The sequence below is a fragment of the Agarivorans sp. QJM3NY_25 genome (assembly GCF_050870875.2).
Classification (GTDB): Bacteria; Pseudomonadota; Gammaproteobacteria; order Enterobacterales; family Celerinatantimonadaceae; genus Agarivorans.
Genome location: NZ_CP194041.2, coordinates 4,560,704 through 4,575,381, shown reverse-complemented (window position 1 = coordinate 4,575,381; position 14,678 = coordinate 4,560,704). Strand labels below are relative to the sequence as shown.

Genomic DNA, 14,678 nt, shown 5'->3' with positions numbered 1-14,678 from the left:
TGACTTAATCATAAGCTAACGAAACCAAATTAATTTCGACAACGAACGCGAAGTTCTATTACTCATCATCTCCCTAGCTCAGTTACGCTGCTCAGCGAAGATGATGGGGTTACATTTTTGGTTTTTGGTGGCTATGGCGCTATGGCGCTGGTGGTCAGTTTTGATTTCGCCTGGACGGCGCCGTAGGCGAAAGCGCTGCTTTTACGAGTGATTCTGATTGGTCGTAATGGCGTGTTGGCAGTGCTGTTTTGCCGTGGGGATAAGTCCGACAAAAAAGCCCCGAGCATTGCTCAGGGCTTTCAATTTCACAGTTAGCTAATCGTCATTAGCCAAAAGCGAGAAGATTAACCGCCAACGGCAATTTTCTTCATGTCTTTCATGTAGCCACGAAGTTTCTTACCAACTACTTCTACCGGATGGCTGCGTAGTGCTTCGTTTACTTCGATGAGGCGCGCGTTATCCACGCCGTTATCTTGCTCTTCGAAGCCTTTACCGATGTACTCTAGGCTGATGTTGTTCACGGTATCGCGCAATAGAGGCACGGCAGCGTGCGAGAATAGGTAACAACCGTATTCTGCAGTATCAGAGATAACCACGTTCATTTCGTATAAACGTTTACGAGCGATGGTGTTGGCGATGAGTGGCGTTTCGTGTAGTGATTCGTAGTATGCACTTTCTTCGATGATGCCAGCAGCAACCATGGTTTCGAAGGCGAGCTCAACACCAGCTTTGACTAGGGCGACTAAAATGATGCCTTTGTCGAAGAACTCTTGCTCGGTAATTTCTACCTCAGATACTGGCGCTTTTTCAAAACCGCTTTGGCCAGTTTCTTCACGCCATTTTAGTAGGTTTACATCATCGTTGGCCCAGTCTTTCATCATGGTTGATGAGAATTCGCCTTCGATGATGTCGTCCATGTGTTTTTCAAATAGCGGACGCATTAAGTCTTTAAGCTCGTCGGCTAGGTCAAAACATTTGATTTTAGCTGGATTAGATAGACGGTCGACCATGTTGGTGATGCCACCGTGCTTCAATGCTTCGGTAACCGTTTCCCAACCAAATTGAATGAGTTTAGCGGCGTAGCCGGGTTCAATACCTTCGGCTACCATTTTGTCATAGGCTAAGATTGCACCAGTTTGTAACACACCACATAAAATGGTTTGCTCACCCATTAGGTCAGATTTAACTTCCGCAACAAAAGAAGACTGAAGTACACCGGCACGGTCACCACCGGTTGCAGAAGCATAAGCTTTTGCAATCGCAAGACCGTTGCCTTGAGGATCATTTTCTGGATGCACAGCGATTAGGGTTGGCACTCCAAAACCACGTTTGTATTCTTCACGAACCTCAGTGCCTGGGCATTTTGGCGCCACCATCACTACGGTGATGTCTTCACGCACTTGCATACCTTCTTCAACAATGTTGAAGCCATGCGAGTAAGCGAGGGTAGAACCTTGCTTCATTAACGGCATCACCGCTTCAACCACGTTGCTGTGTTGCTTGTCTGGGGTGAGGTTAAGCACCATATCAGCTTGTGGGATTAGCTCTTGGTAAGTCCCAACTTTAAAGCCGTTGTCGGTCGCTTGTACAAAAGAAGCGCGCTTCTCTTGAATTGCCGCATCACGTAAAGCGTAAGAAATGTTGAGCCCAGAATCACGCATGTTTAAACCTTGGTTTAGGCCTTGTGCACCACAACCAATTACCACGATGTTCCAGTCTTTAATAAAGTTACAACCATCAGCAAATTCGCTGCGATCCATAAAACGACATTTACCCAATTGCTCTAGTTTCTCGCGCAAGCTTAGGGTGTTGAAATAATTAGCCATGTTCGACTCCGTAAAATAGCGTTAATCAAATGATGATGGTGTTGTTGTGTTTACGAGATCCCAATGCACTTCTTTTCTTGAGCGCGTTTCTTATCCTGTCTCGTGATGGATTTAATATAAACCTAAACTAATATTGCGTAAAATGATGATTTTGGGATATTGTATTGCATAAAATGAAACAGGCTTTATCAAGGAAAAGCAATGGATGTTCGAAGTGTTGAGCTGTTTTTACACTTAAGCCACAGCCTGCATTTTACGAAAACCAGTCAGGCGATGCATGTTAGCCCCTCTACCTTAAGTCGGGTGATTCAGCGGCTAGAGGAAGAGCTTGGCAGTCGTTTGTTTAGTCGTGATAAACGCAGCGTACATCTGACTCAGGCGGGAGTGCGATTTCGCAGTTTTGCCGAAAATTGGTTACAACAATGGCGACAGCTGCAAATGGATTTATCTTTGCAATCTAGCGAATTGGCGGGGGAGTTAACCCTGTATTGTTCGGTGACCGCGAGCTATAGTCACCTGCCAGATATTTTGGATAAGTATCGTCTTACCTGCCCAAATGCCGATATTAAATTAGCCACCGGCGATGTGGCGTTGGCGGTGAGTAAGGTCGCCGATGGGGAAGTCGATATCGCGATTGCCGCCCGCCCCGAGCAATTACCGCTGAACATGGCTTTTGCCAGTATTAGTAAGGTGCCCCTGTCGATTATTGGCCCCACGGTTCCCTGTGCGGTTCGTAAACTATTAGAGCGAAATCCAATTCCTTGGGATCAAATTCCCTTTATTTTGCCAGAACATGGCCCAGCGCGTGCTCGGATTGATCATTGGTTTAAAGGGATGCGTATTCAACCTCATGTTTATGCCAAGGTGGCGGGTCACGAGGCTATTGTTAGCATGGTGGCGCTCGGCAGCGGTGTGGGGATCGCTCCGCAAGTGGTGGTGGATAACAGCCCAATGCGTGAGCGGATCCAAAGTATTCCGGTCGGGGTGGAGCTGGAGCCTTTCGATTTGGGGATTTGCATGTTATCAAGAAGGTTACATGAACCATTGCTGCAGCGATTCTGGCAAGTGGCAGCGCGCAATTAAGGAGTGAAGATTTATGACGCCGGCAGTACAGCAGCTTAAAAAAGCCAAACAGGATTATTTATTACTGGAATATAAAAGTGATCCTCAGCAGGGCAACTTTGGTCTAGATAGCGCCGAAAAACTGGGTTTGGCCGCAGAGCTAGTCTTTAAAACGTTGGTGGCCTGTGATGAACACGATCCCAAAAAAATGGTGGTGGCAGTGGTGCCAGTGACCGGCCAACTGGATTTAAAAGCACTGGCCAAGGCCGCAAAAATCAAAAAAATGCGGATGGCCGAGGTGCCCGTTGCTGAGCGTACCACTGGTTATGTTAAAGGGGGGATCAGCCCTTTTGGCCAAAAAAAACGTTTAGCGACATTTGTGGATGAGAGCGCTCAAGCCTTGCCTGCTATTGTGGTGAGTGGCGGTAAACGTGGTTTGTCTTTGCAGCTTAAGGCGGATGTGCTGCAGCGGGTGCTTGGTGCTCAGTTTGCTAAACTTAGTCATTAGTCGTTCATTATAGCGCTGGTTATGAGACTGACTGTGGGTTTGTTTTGTTGGTGTGGTTTTTCAGCGAGAGCTTCGATTTATCAACGGGCTAGCCAACAGCGGCATTTGTATTGGTCGAAAGCTTCGACTCAAGGCGCGCAAGCCGAGCGTTCATGCGCCGCACCGCAGGACGGCTGCTACGGGGTGTTGTGGGTCGTATATCTCAAATTGATGCTCGTTTAGCTCGGTCATACTAAAACCAGAGCCGCTTGAGCCCTTAGCAGAGCTTCTATACAATGAGTCCAACTTAAAGGAGAGATAGATGATTAACCCAGCCAAAATCGAAGAGATCGCCAAACAAGTGAGTGAGATGGTGCCCCCCGGCTTAAAGAATGTTGGTGATGAGTTTGAGCGCAAGGTAAAACAAGTGATTCAAGCCAAGTTGAACCAGCTGGATGTGGTGAATCGTGAAGATTTTGACGTGCAGACACAAGTCTTGTTGCGCACCCGAGAAAAGTTGAGTGCCTTAGAGCAGAAAGTCGCTGAGTTAGAAAAGCGCTTAAACCAAGAGTCTTGAGTCGCTCCTTGTTTGATTGATAAAGCACAGCTTCGGCTGTGCTTTTTTATGTACTTTAGCTTTTAAATCGACTCACTAGATAGAGCAATAATACCGCGCCGACCGTTGCGGTAATCAGCGATGCCACAAGACTGGCACTGTGAAAACCCAGTAAGCGAAAAATAAAACCGCCGAGCATTGAGCCGACAATACCTACCCCAATATTGCCAAGTAGGCCAAAGCTTTTTCCTTTGGTGATTTGTCCCGCTAACCAGCCTGCGGCTGCGCCAATTAGCAACCAGATCAAAATTCCCATGATGTCTTCCCCTGTATGCTTTACTCTATGTCGTGCAACTGAATTGGAGGCGGCTGGTTAGTGTTGCATTCAGCCCCGAAAGCCTCATTTCAGCTTAAGTTTACTGACAATCCTCAAAGATTGCTTGGTCTCGTTGTGTAAATACAAGTTTTAATCCGCTGTTTACGCCATCAGTTGGCTCGTTTGGATGACTCTAAGCAGTATTCACCTGAACTCAGCTTGCGTGGCGTCACTGGAGGTTATTGGCCAGGCTCTGATTCAACAAACATAAGTAAGCTGCCCACAGCGCTTGCCAGTTAATGGCCACTTCATTGCTGGCCCAAGAATCCTGATGGTCAATGTAGACCTGCATTGGTGCCATATTTTCTCGGGTGGCAGCCATCATATCGCCCTTCAGTTCGACCGAGTTTGCGCCACCAATGAGCAGGCCAACTGGCAGTGGTGAGGCTTTTGATACATAGGGGCGAAAGTGTGGGTGTTGCACATGATTGGGCGTGTCGCCGACCACAAATATTTTGCCGTGAGGGTTGAGACCAAAAAACCAGTGGCTCAGCTGCATCGCTGCTGCCTGCCATGCTGGTTTATCCAAAAGGTATCCACCGTATAGTAATTGGAAACCTGTGCTAGCGATAATGCCATTGGAGCCCCAATCGAATTGTTGTTGATGGCCAGCAAAGGCGATGCCATATGGATTGTTTTGTTGCAAGCTTAAAATATGTTCTAAATAGTGGCTCAGAGCTTGGTGGACACTTGGATATAAATCGTCGTTTTTCGGCGCAGCTTTTAAATACAGCAGCGCTGAGCGGCTGCGGTTATCTCGCCAGCTGGGGGAAGGATCACCTAAACGCGGTAACTCCAGTAAACTTACGAGGTATTGTTTGCTGTGATTGAGGTAGTGTACTTCGCCAGTCATCTGGTAGAGCGCAAGTGCCGCGAGTAGTCGCTCATCTCGGTCGTCCACATCATCGTAAGGACCTCCGTATTCGAATTGATGATAACGTTGTTTTATCATCTCCAATTGCGGATGGGCCTCTAGATAAGCCCATGCGCGCAAGGCAGCTTGGCGATATTGCAGGGCCTGTTGTTGATGCGTTAATTGGCGGGATCGAGCAAAACTGTTGGCGGCCATGGCAAACGCAGCTGCACTGTGAGCCGTTGCGGTCGTGGTGATTGGTAGTACGGTTTTAATTTGGTGATCCTGTTGTGGCGCTTGCGCCAATGGTGGCCATTGAGCTGATGCTGCTTTGTGATAAACCCCACCATTGTCGGCTTGCAGCTTGAGTAACAAGTTGAGTTCGCTGCTGAGCAGTGCCAGTAAGTCCGAACCTTGGTCGCTGGCAATTGGTGAAATGTTCACGGCAAAGGCGGTGGGTTGTAATTGCTCGGCCATCAATAGCGTCATCAGTGAATAGGCTGCATTGACCGAATATTTGCCATAGTCTCCCGCATCAAACCAGCCGCCGCGCACATCCAGCGTGCTCTCGCTATCCAGCCGTTTGGCTCGACTATCTTGGGGGTGGGTCCCCGAATAGGGGCCTAAATCACTGCTGTCAAAGTAATAAAAAGCGGCTAAAGCTTGGTCTCGATGGCGTTGTAGGCTGGAAAGATCAAGACCTTGTTTTAGGCTGATACGGGTGTTTGTCAGTTGAGGATGGATCGAGTCAATTTGTAGCGTCAGCGGCTTGCCTGTAAAGCGAGTATTGAGGTTTGCTAGATCCAAGCTTACGACTTTCATGCCCGAGCCTGGATCGCTCTGTGAAGGGATCGTGAGCATGAGTTCTTGTGGTTTGACGCCGACGGCATTAATGCTTACTGGCAGCTGGCTTTGTTCAATCCAATCTGGTAACTCTATTAATACTGGGCTGGCAGTGTGTTTGAGATAACCATCGTGGTTGAAACGCACCTGGTAGGCCTGTGTCCGTTGGTCGGATTCGGGCCAAGAATAAATGATGAAATCACTTAATTTAGCTTGAAAGTGCTCGGCACCGGCCGTCATCATCGTCATGAATTTAATCTCTGTGCTGTCACTGGGCAACTCAAACCACAGTTCGCTGAGCCCCGCTGGAATAAACCCTTTGTTGTCTTCTTCAACCACTTTATGCCATAGCGCCTTGCCATTGGCAGCCTTGGCAGGTTCTAGTTCTTTACCATCGACTTTCAGCTGTAGGATTTTTTGGCCCCATAAAGGCTTAAAGTCATCAACTAAATGCAACTTAAAATACAATAACTTTCGACCGTAGGGCAGGGTTTGCGAGATGCTAAGCTTAAATAGCTCTGCATCATTAAAAGCATGTTGTTGTTGATCTTGCAGTATAAAAGCGCGCTGATCTGCAGTCAGTCGAGCGCTGATTCGTTGCTTATTCCATTGGGCTTGAGGGGCTTGTTTAAAGCGCAAGGAGAGTGTGGTCGCACCTGCTAATGAGGGAGATATCATCGCCATAAGCTGAGGGCTGAATATAGCGAGCACGATACACAGCATTGCGGGTATTTTCATGGTCTCTCCTATTGCCAGATGGCAAGTTAAATGTTTGAGACTTGGGCATCAATATGAAAGCGCAAGCATAGCCTCAGTTGTTGCTGAGCAAAGTCTTCCAGTTGTTCGCTGGCTTGATGAAGCCGTGATACCACGGCATAGTTGTGCTGTGCCGACTGTGAGATCTGTTCCATGCTTCGTGAGACCTCGAGGCTGCTATTACGCTGTTGCCCGGTGGCAATACTTATTTCGTGATTGAGCCCCGCGAGGCAACTCACCGATTCACTGACTTGTTGTATATGCTGGCTAAGTCCCTGATAGTAAATTTGATTATCATCCATTGCTTGGGTGCAAGTTTGCATGTCTGATACCGCAGAATGGGCGACTTGTTGTAGTTGTTCGATCATTCCCTGAATCTGTTTGGTTGAGCTGGCGCTGCGTTGTGCAAGCTGTCGTACTTCGTCTGCCACGACCGCAAAGCCACGCCCTTGTTCACCGGCTCGAGCCGCTTCGATGGCGGCATTCAGTGCCAATAAGTTGGTTTGCTGAGTGATACCATCAATCACTTCAAGGATGCTGCCAATAACTTGGCTTTGTTCGGCGAGCTGTTCAATGTTTTTACCAGAGCGACTTAGGTGGCTGATTAACTGGTGATTACTATGGTTCGCCTGAGTGGTCAAATTGGCGCCTTGTTCGCTGAGCTGCTGGATCTGTTGCATGTTTTGACTGACATGCTCGGCGCGGCCAGCGACATCTTGGATTGCTTGTTCCATCTCGCTCATTGCAGAGGCCACGTTGAGGCACTCGTGACGCTGTTGGTTTAGTTGCTGTTGGATGTCGAGGCCATGGTGTTGGTTACTACTGGCGGCGCTCTCTAGCTGCTGGCTTTTCTGTTGTAGCTCGAGAACTACTTCGCGTTGTTGCTGGATCACTTGATTGATTTTTTTGCTGAGTAGACCAAATTCGTTGTTGGCTCGATAGTGGCATTGCTGTTGCAACTCGCCTTTGGCGAGAGCGCTCAAGGTGGCAAGCAATTGTTTTAAGGGTTGACGGATGGTGATAAATAGCAGTAGTCCTAGGCTCAAACAAAAGCCTATCGCAATCGCGGAGGCGCTGACTTGCCCCTGTCTGAGTTGGCTCAGTTTACTGAGACTATTCACCAGTTGTTGGGCGGTTTGAGTTTGCCTGGCTTGTTGCCAGTCACTCAATTGTTGGCTCAAAATACGGCTTTGCTGTTGTAAGGCTAAGCGTTGTTGTTGTTGGTGAAAGTGAGACTGTAAGTAGGCTGAGTATTGGCTGACGATCCCTTGTTCGCCAGTTAATTCGCTGAGTAATAGCGGCAGCTGGCGAGAAATGTCTTGATGGCTTAAGCCTAAGCGAGTGATGAGCTCCGAAAAATCGGCTTCGACTAGGTCGAGTTTTGCTTTGGCTGAGCGAAGGGCTGTTTTTACTTGCGCCAGATCTTGGCCGTTGAGCGCTCGGGCAGCTTGAGCCTGCATCAAGGAAAGCGCGGTATCAACATTAGTGAGCAGCATCTTGGGGTAGTCTTTTTTTACCGAAGCGCGAAGTTGCCCTAGGGCTTGGTTAAGCTGAATACTTAATAGTTGATATTGCGCGCGGTGTTCGGCGAGCTGTTGTTGTTGCTTGAGTAAAGGGGCTTGAGCGCTTAGAACTTGGCTGGCACGGGTAAACCAAAGCTCACTTTGTTGCTGCAGTTGTGCGCTATTAGTGTCAGTACTGAGGGCGCTAAGCGCCTTAAGTTGCTCAAAATAAACCTGAGCCTGTCGCTGAATTTGCTTGTTCAAGGCTTCGAGTTCACCAGCTTGGTGGCTATTTTCTGCCTGGCTTATGGTTTGAGCGCTTTGGGTTAGGGCTTGGATCAATGCTTGGCTGCTCGCCAGCCTTGGCAGATCTCGCTGATTTAATTGTTTGAGGCTGTTTTCCAGCGGCATGCTTAACTGCCAAGAAAGTCCAGCCATAGCCAGTAAACATAAGCCCAGAATGGTAAAGCTTAGGCTCGTCAGTTGAATGATCGATAACGTTCTAAAAATTCTCATCTTTGCAATCCGTGTTTTAGATGTAAGCGCTTACCTGCGGTTTGTTGTATTTTTGTTTTAACCCCCTTGTCTATTGGTATTTTTTGTTGGATCATTACAATAAATGTAAGTGCTTTCATTGTTTCGTTAGCTGGACACAATATATTGGATCGTCTAGGCTAAATATTGAACAGGGATCACATTTGCTATTTTTGGTTATGTAAGCGCTTGCATTTGCGCTTTTGATCACAAAAATAGCGTTTTTATCTGTGTATATTCGAAATAGGTGGTGTTTACGTTGTTTGGAGTAGTAGCGAATTCACCCATAATACCTAAAACAGAAAAGGATTTTTTTACCATGAAAATGAAAGCGCTTACATTATCTTTGATGTTAGTTTCACTCGGTTCAGTTGCTGGAACACCTAATTTTTCTGGCTATGGCCGTTATGCGCAAGAAGCATCGGGTGACGAAATGATTTATCTAAAAGGGGATTACGGCGAAATTAATGCCGCTGGCCGTTTAGGTAACGAAGGTAACTGGATGGAGTGGATGTTGACCCAAGACTTCGAAATGGATCAATCCAAATTTAACTTGAATGTGATGATCGGTACTCCGGGCCATGATGATTGGGGTAAGTTGTTTTACTTACAACAATTCTATGGTGGCGGTTCAGGCATTTTTCCTTCGCAACCCGATGCCTATGTATGGGCGGGTAAGCGATTTTATGGGCGTGAGCAAGGTGGTTTGAGTGATTACTACATGCTGAGTGCCGATGGCAGTGGCGCAGGTGTGGATAACTTGGATGTAGGGTTTGGTAAGCTCGACTTAGGTTGGACTCAGGCTGGAGACGGTGCAGGGGCTGCAAATACCACTCAAGGCACGGTCAACATGCTGATGTTGCACTTGCATGACATGAAAATTGGCAAGCAAGGTACTTTAAAATTTAGAGCCAACTATGCATTTGCCTTAGCCGATATTAAAGACAACTTAGAAAATGATACGGCAATGCAGTTGTTTGCGGCCTATCGACACACTTTTGGTGACAACTGGGTACAGTTGGCGGGTCGTTATGAAACCGATGGTGCAGCATTTACCACCGCTAACTCTTCGGGGACTAGCTGGGCGGGTTATGAGGATAAAACCGCACGTAGTTACGGCGCCTTTGTTGATGGTGCGATTACGCTTGGTGAAATGACAGCCATGGAATACAACGCCAACTATTTGAAGGTCGATTGTACTGAAACCGGTTGTTCTTTCGATGAGAAAGAAGAGTACGGGGTGGCGGTTCGTCCGCAACACCATTGGAACGATTATATGGCGACTGCTGTAGAAGCTGGTTTTCATAATACCAAGGAAGATTCGAATCAATCGGATGCTTGGAAGTTAACCTTGTCACAAAACTTCCAGATTGGTCACTTTATGTGGTCTCGTCCAGTCGTACGTTTTTATGTCGTTACCGGTGAGAAGAAAAATACGGGTAAAAATGCGGGTACCACCGATTTAACCAAGGTGGGAGCCATGGTTGAGGCTTGGTGGTAAACCCAGAGGGCAGTGTTTTGGGTGCTAGTTTGCTAGCACCCAATACAGGGAGAAATAAAGTGAATAAACACTATAGTTTGTTACTGATAAGTGCATGTCTGGTTGCTTGTTCGAGCACTCAGGCGGTGGATGTCGAAGACCCTTTTCGTGGCTGGGGCTCACAATTTAGTGACCAAACCGAGTTGCGTAATCGTTTAGATGCGCAGCAACCGAGTGTGCAAATTGAACAATTATCTTATCGTTTACTATCGGCCGATCGCACCAACCGTGTGGATATTGGACTAAACTCATCGGTCGTTGAGTTTGCCGAAGGACGCTCCTATGTGGCGGCATTAGCACTCCCTGAGCATCTTGAGCAAGTTGAAGTTGAAGTTGATAGTCTGATTACCAACATGGTGTTTGTCCCAACGATTGCAGTATATGACAAACAGCTACAACCCTTAGCTAAGTTTAATCAAACGACACTCAGCGCCGAGGGTTTCTTAACCATTAAACAACAATTTAGTCCTACTTTAGCGAGAAAGGCCCGCTATATATTGGTTTATACCGCCCACGAGCAGTTATTTGGTAAGACCGAACTCATTGATCCCAAAGTGGCCTATGAACTAAAAATGGGCATCGATCGCCCCGCTGCGCGTAAGGTGTATGCGAAACACTCACCAATTGGTCAGATCAATATACGGCTGAATAAAGTGCAATTTGGGTCACAATTTAAGGCGACGACTTCGAATAGTGCGGGTGCTACGGTACTTGCAACTGCAGCCGCTACATCGTTGGTCGAACCAAGCAAGGTTCAAGCCGTTACGGTTTTACAACCGGCCACGGAGCAGTTTTACCAGCAACAAATTCGGCTAGCGATAGCCGAGGGTAATATTGAGCAAGCGTTACTGTTTCTTAAAGAGGCAGAAGCTGCAGGTTCAAATACTGCCCAACATACCTTCACCGAAGCAATCAAGGAGAAAATACCCTAGTTCATCGTGTAATCCTTAAATTCTTTATTCCTTGTCGTATTGGCATACGGCTCCTAAGGAGCCGTTTTTTTTTGCCACCAAAATGTGTGCGTAGCTCGGTCATGGAAGCACCGAGAGTGGGGGAATTAAGGTTTTTGAAGGTTGTTAAATTTAATGGTCAGTGAATAGATTTTATTTCTTGTACAAGGAGTTACTAATGTGCCCAACAGTTGTTGATGTGATTAAAATGAGGGCTGCTTATGAAGATTGAACAGTATTTAGCGGCTTCTTCGCTCCGTGGCAGTGTTGCCGAGCTGATGGCCCCGGGTTTGGCTTCGGAGTTTGTTCAGCCTTGGTATCAACCCTTGCCAACTACCCCCTTAACGACAGGGATGGCGATGGGCGGAATTGGCAATACTTATAGTTTGTCGATCAGTGGTTGTAGTCCTGTGTTCAATTTTTTGCCAGGGATTCAAGTGCGCGCTGAACGTAACGACAGTTTGCGGATGGCAGATTTTTATTTTAGTGAGCAGGATGAGTTACGGGTTGGCGAGCTTCGTATTATTGAGCCTGCCGACTTTATTCAACAAATTTCTTTGTATCCCTTGCTCGATGATCAAGGGCAAGAGTTATTTAGTCCCGATCAAAGTCAAGCGCAATGGTTAGCTGGTTTACAGCGTTTGCTCGATGAACCTCAACTATATGCTTGGAATAAGCAACGATTGGCGGATTGGAAAATTCATTTAGATCGAAACTTAAAGCTGGCGCTGAGTACTGGGCAAGTGGATCGTCGTGCCAATTGCCAGTTACTCCTTAAGTATTTTGGTGGCTGTGTTCAAGAACAGTGTTTTCAGCGCTCGCTGATCGCCGATTGTGAGGCCGATAGTTACCTTAAGCAACCGGCTTGGCCTGCAGAGCAGATTCAATATCAAGGTTTATACCCGGTGGCGCAGAGCGATTATTCGGGGGCGGTGTTACAGCTGAGCAAGACCCATTACAGCTTTATTGAAGCAGATAATGAAGCTTTGTGCCGTCTGCCGGTCTCGCTTACTCAATTTTGCGTTCATAATCCGAGCCAGCGAACTCAGCGCTTTAATCTGGTTCAGGTTCAGGAAAATCTAATTGGTTTTCAGGTCACTAAGGAGCGAGTTGGGAGTCAGGACGCGTCGTTTATGTTGGTTCGTCAAGCCAGGCAGCAGCAGGGAGAACTCTTTAGTGAGCGTTGTGAGCAAGGGCAGCGAATATCGCTATTAATGAGTGGAGAGTCTTACCAAGATTGTTTGGGCGAGATGGCGCTCTCGCTACAAGCGCCAGCGCAGTGTCAGTTGAGTGCCAATCATTGTTTTTACACCGCCCATGCCGATAAGGTGGTGGCTCAGGCTTTAGCTGGCGGCGGCTTGAGTGGTCAAAGCAAACGCGGGATCTATAGCGGTCGCGAACTCTGCTCTTCGGCCTTGCAGTTGACGGCTACGCTCGCCCCCGGCGAAACGCTGCAATTCTGTTTTATGACCGTATTAGATTTACCGCAAGTTGAAATGAATGGCTTAAGTAGTGAGAAGGCTTATGTGCGTCAGTTTCCACAAGCGAAACAGCGTGCCCTGGCGATTGCGCGCTTTGCCTGGTCGAAGCAGCAAGACTATTTGCAACAGGCCTTTGCCGGGCTTTGGAAGCGCGCTCAGTTTAGTCAGCAGGAAGATCCTCAATTACGCCAACAGTTGACAACAATGGCTTTGAATAGCTTATCTTTTCTAGCCGAGGCGACGGTTTGGGATAAGCAGGACCGCTTTTTGATCCGTGAATGTGTTGATTACCCGTTCTTCAATTCCTTAGATGTGTACTTTTACGGTTCGTTTAGTCTATTGAGCTTGTTACCTCGGCTCGATGGTGAGGTGATGCGGCGTTTTGCCGACGCAGTATTGGCTGACGATTTTCGGCAACGACGCCATCATATCTATACCGAAGAACCCTATGCCGAACTCAGTCATCCGAAATATCAGGCTGAACGCGCGATTAGAGGGGCGGTTTGTCACGATTTAGGGAGTCCCTTCGATTGTCGTCCCGATGCCTATGATTGGCATAACGTGAAGGAATGGAAGGATCTGGCTCCAAAATTTGTGTTGATGGTATTGCGTCATGTGAGCTTATTTGACGATCCAACATTGCTTGAAGATTGTTGGCCAGCGGTGCAGCAGGCGATGAATTATCTAGAGAAAATGATCGAACCGGGTCAGCAATTTCCGTTGACCAATGGGACCGATGATACCTTCGATAATTTGCGCTCACATGGCATTTCTTGTTATAGCGGTTCGTTGTGGCTGGCCGCTTTACAGGCTTGTGCCAGCTTAGCGAAGTTACGCGGTGCGGAATTGTTGGCCGAACAGTATCGGCAGCGTTTAGCGGTGGCTAAGCAGCAGTTTGACGATAGTCTATGGGACGAACAACAGGGTTATTACCTGTTCTATGTGACTCCTTTGCGTGCTAGTCAGGTGGATCGACAACAACTACCACAATTGGCTGAGCATTTTTCCTTACTCAGCCAGCAAGCTTATCAACAGACTAGCTTGAGTGAATTAGTCGTCGCGATTAATCACTGGTTGAACCAACCGTTATTGTTCCCATCATTGACCGAGGACCAGCAAGCCTTGTGGCAGCAGCACTGGAATTGTCCATGGCCAGAGCAGGCAGGAAAATTGGCGCAACGGCGGCTGAAAAAACTATTGCTGTTAAATGGCGGTGGTGATTGGTGCCTGCAGGGCGAGCAATGGCTGGTGTTGGATAGCGATGATATTTTTGCCGATCAACTTTTAGCCGATAGCTACCTGCGTTGGTTGGGGCAAGAGGCTTTATTTGAGCAGGCGCGTTGCCAGCGGGTATTGCAGCACGTTTATCAATACAACTATCGGCTCAACAGCCCGCGAGTGGGAGCGGCAAATTTGGTCAAGCACAATGGTGCGCCAAAGGCCTGGGATAATTTTCAAGCTCACGATGTGTGGATTGGCGTGCAGTATTCGCTTGCTTTGGCGATGCAGCAGCATCACCAGCCGCAATCCGAAGAACTGCTTGCGTCGGTATATCGGCTGCTATATCAAAGCGCACAGATCCCCTTCGCGGCACCAGAGGGCTTTAACGCCACGGTGCGTTTGCAAGCCCAAGACTTGCCCACATGGTTGAGTGCATCTGAGCGAGATGACTTACTCGCAGCCTTAAAGCAGCATGGTTTGCTGCAAGCCGATGGTCGAGTTGCCGGAGACTTAAGCGAAGACTTTGGCCAATTTAGCCAAGATTACGCCAGTTTATTCGCGGAGTGGTTGTTAGATTGCGGCGAAATTTTTCGCCTATTGCATGCGACCGCCTTGAAATATACCGCCGGTCGTTACCTGCGACCGGGGATGATTTTTGCCCTTGCCGACCAGCACCAAGGCTGAGCGATGC

Annotated in this window: 10 protein-coding genes; 6 read left to right on the top strand and 4 right to left on the bottom strand. The window is 47.8% G+C overall.

From position 1 onward, the window contains the following. Positions 1-344: 344 nt before the first annotated feature. Positions 345-1,826: a ketol-acid reductoisomerase gene (gene ilvC, locus ACRRSW_RS20980; protein WP_432460348.1), complete on the bottom strand. Its 1,482-nt coding sequence runs from the start codon at positions 1,824-1,826 to the stop codon at positions 345-347. 201 nt (positions 1,827-2,027) lie between these two features. Between ilvC and ilvY the strand changes: the two genes are divergently transcribed. From ilvY to ubiK, 3 genes are all read left to right on the top strand, one after another. Further along, on the top strand, positions 2,028-2,909 hold the full coding sequence (gene ilvY / locus ACRRSW_RS20975) for an HTH-type transcriptional activator IlvY (RefSeq protein ID WP_432455617.1): 882 nt from the start codon (positions 2,028-2,030) through the stop codon (positions 2,907-2,909). Positions 2,910-2,922: 13 nt separating this feature from the next. Continuing rightward, entirely contained in the window at positions 2,923-3,396 is a 474-nt protein-coding gene (ybaK, locus tag ACRRSW_RS20970) for a Cys-tRNA(Pro) deacylase (protein ID WP_432460347.1), read from the top strand. Between the two features lie 301 nt (positions 3,397-3,697). Next, a complete protein-coding gene (gene ubiK, locus ACRRSW_RS20965) occupies positions 3,698-3,952 on the top strand; it encodes a ubiquinone biosynthesis accessory factor UbiK (RefSeq protein WP_432460346.1) in 255 nt (84 codons plus the stop codon). A gap of 55 nt (positions 3,953-4,007) precedes the next feature. On the opposite strand, the gene ACRRSW_RS20960 is transcribed toward ubiK, so the two are convergent. From ACRRSW_RS20960 to ACRRSW_RS20950, 3 genes are all read right to left on the bottom strand, one after another. After that, positions 4,008-4,247, bottom strand: coding sequence for a GlsB/YeaQ/YmgE family stress response membrane protein (locus tag ACRRSW_RS20960; RefSeq protein WP_432460345.1), 240 nt, complete (start codon positions 4,245-4,247; stop codon positions 4,008-4,010). A gap of 229 nt (positions 4,248-4,476) precedes the next feature. Continuing rightward, complete coding sequence (locus ACRRSW_RS20955) at positions 4,477-6,741, bottom strand: glycoside hydrolase family 9 protein (protein WP_432460344.1); 2,265 nt, start codon at positions 6,739-6,741, stop codon at positions 4,477-4,479. 26 nt (positions 6,742-6,767) lie between these two features. Further along, the gene (locus ACRRSW_RS20950; RefSeq protein WP_432455623.1) at positions 6,768-8,777 is read right to left on the bottom strand and encodes a methyl-accepting chemotaxis protein; all 2,010 of its coding nucleotides are present in this window, start codon (positions 8,775-8,777) and stop codon (positions 6,768-6,770) included. 337 nt (positions 8,778-9,114) lie between these two features. On the opposite strand from ACRRSW_RS20950, the gene ACRRSW_RS20945 reads away from it, so the two are divergent. The 3 genes from ACRRSW_RS20945 (at position 9,115) to ACRRSW_RS20935 (ending at position 14,671) form a co-directional block, all read left to right on the top strand. After that, positions 9,115-10,296, top strand: a complete 1,182-nt coding sequence (locus ACRRSW_RS20945; RefSeq protein ID WP_432455624.1) for a carbohydrate porin — start codon at positions 9,115-9,117, stop codon at positions 10,294-10,296. Between the two features lie 59 nt (positions 10,297-10,355). Continuing rightward, on the top strand, positions 10,356-11,267 hold the full coding sequence (locus tag ACRRSW_RS20940; RefSeq protein ID WP_432455625.1) for a MalM family protein: 912 nt from the start codon (positions 10,356-10,358) through the stop codon (positions 11,265-11,267). A gap of 239 nt (positions 11,268-11,506) precedes the next feature. Next, complete coding sequence (locus tag ACRRSW_RS20935; protein ID WP_432460343.1) at positions 11,507-14,671, top strand: GH116 family glycosyl hydrolase; 3,165 nt, start codon at positions 11,507-11,509, stop codon at positions 14,669-14,671. Positions 14,672-14,678 lie beyond the last annotated feature (7 nt).

Bases quoted from the DNA above. Each gene is read 5' to 3' on its own strand.
- ilvC (WP_432460348.1), bottom strand. From the start codon at position 1,826: ATGGCTAATTATTTCAACACCCTAAGCTTGCGCGAGAAACTAGAGCAA.
- ilvY (WP_432455617.1), top strand. From the start codon at position 2,028: ATGGATGTTCGAAGTGTTGAGCTGTTTTTACACTTAAGCCACAGCCTG.
- ybaK (WP_432460347.1), top strand. From the start codon at position 2,923: ATGACGCCGGCAGTACAGCAGCTTAAAAAAGCCAAACAGGATTATTTA.
- ubiK (WP_432460346.1), top strand. From the start codon at position 3,698: ATGATTAACCCAGCCAAAATCGAAGAGATCGCCAAACAAGTGAGTGAG.
- ACRRSW_RS20960 (WP_432460345.1), bottom strand. From the start codon at position 4,247: ATGGGAATTTTGATCTGGTTGCTAATTGGCGCAGCCGCAGGCTGGTTA.
- ACRRSW_RS20955 (WP_432460344.1), bottom strand. From the start codon at position 6,741: ATGAAAATACCCGCAATGCTGTGTATCGTGCTCGCTATATTCAGCCCT.
- ACRRSW_RS20950 (WP_432455623.1), bottom strand. From the start codon at position 8,777: ATGAGAATTTTTAGAACGTTATCGATCATTCAACTGACGAGCCTAAGC.
- ACRRSW_RS20945 (WP_432455624.1), top strand. From the start codon at position 9,115: ATGAAAATGAAAGCGCTTACATTATCTTTGATGTTAGTTTCACTCGGT.
- ACRRSW_RS20935 (WP_432460343.1), top strand. From the start codon at position 11,507: ATGAAGATTGAACAGTATTTAGCGGCTTCTTCGCTCCGTGGCAGTGTT.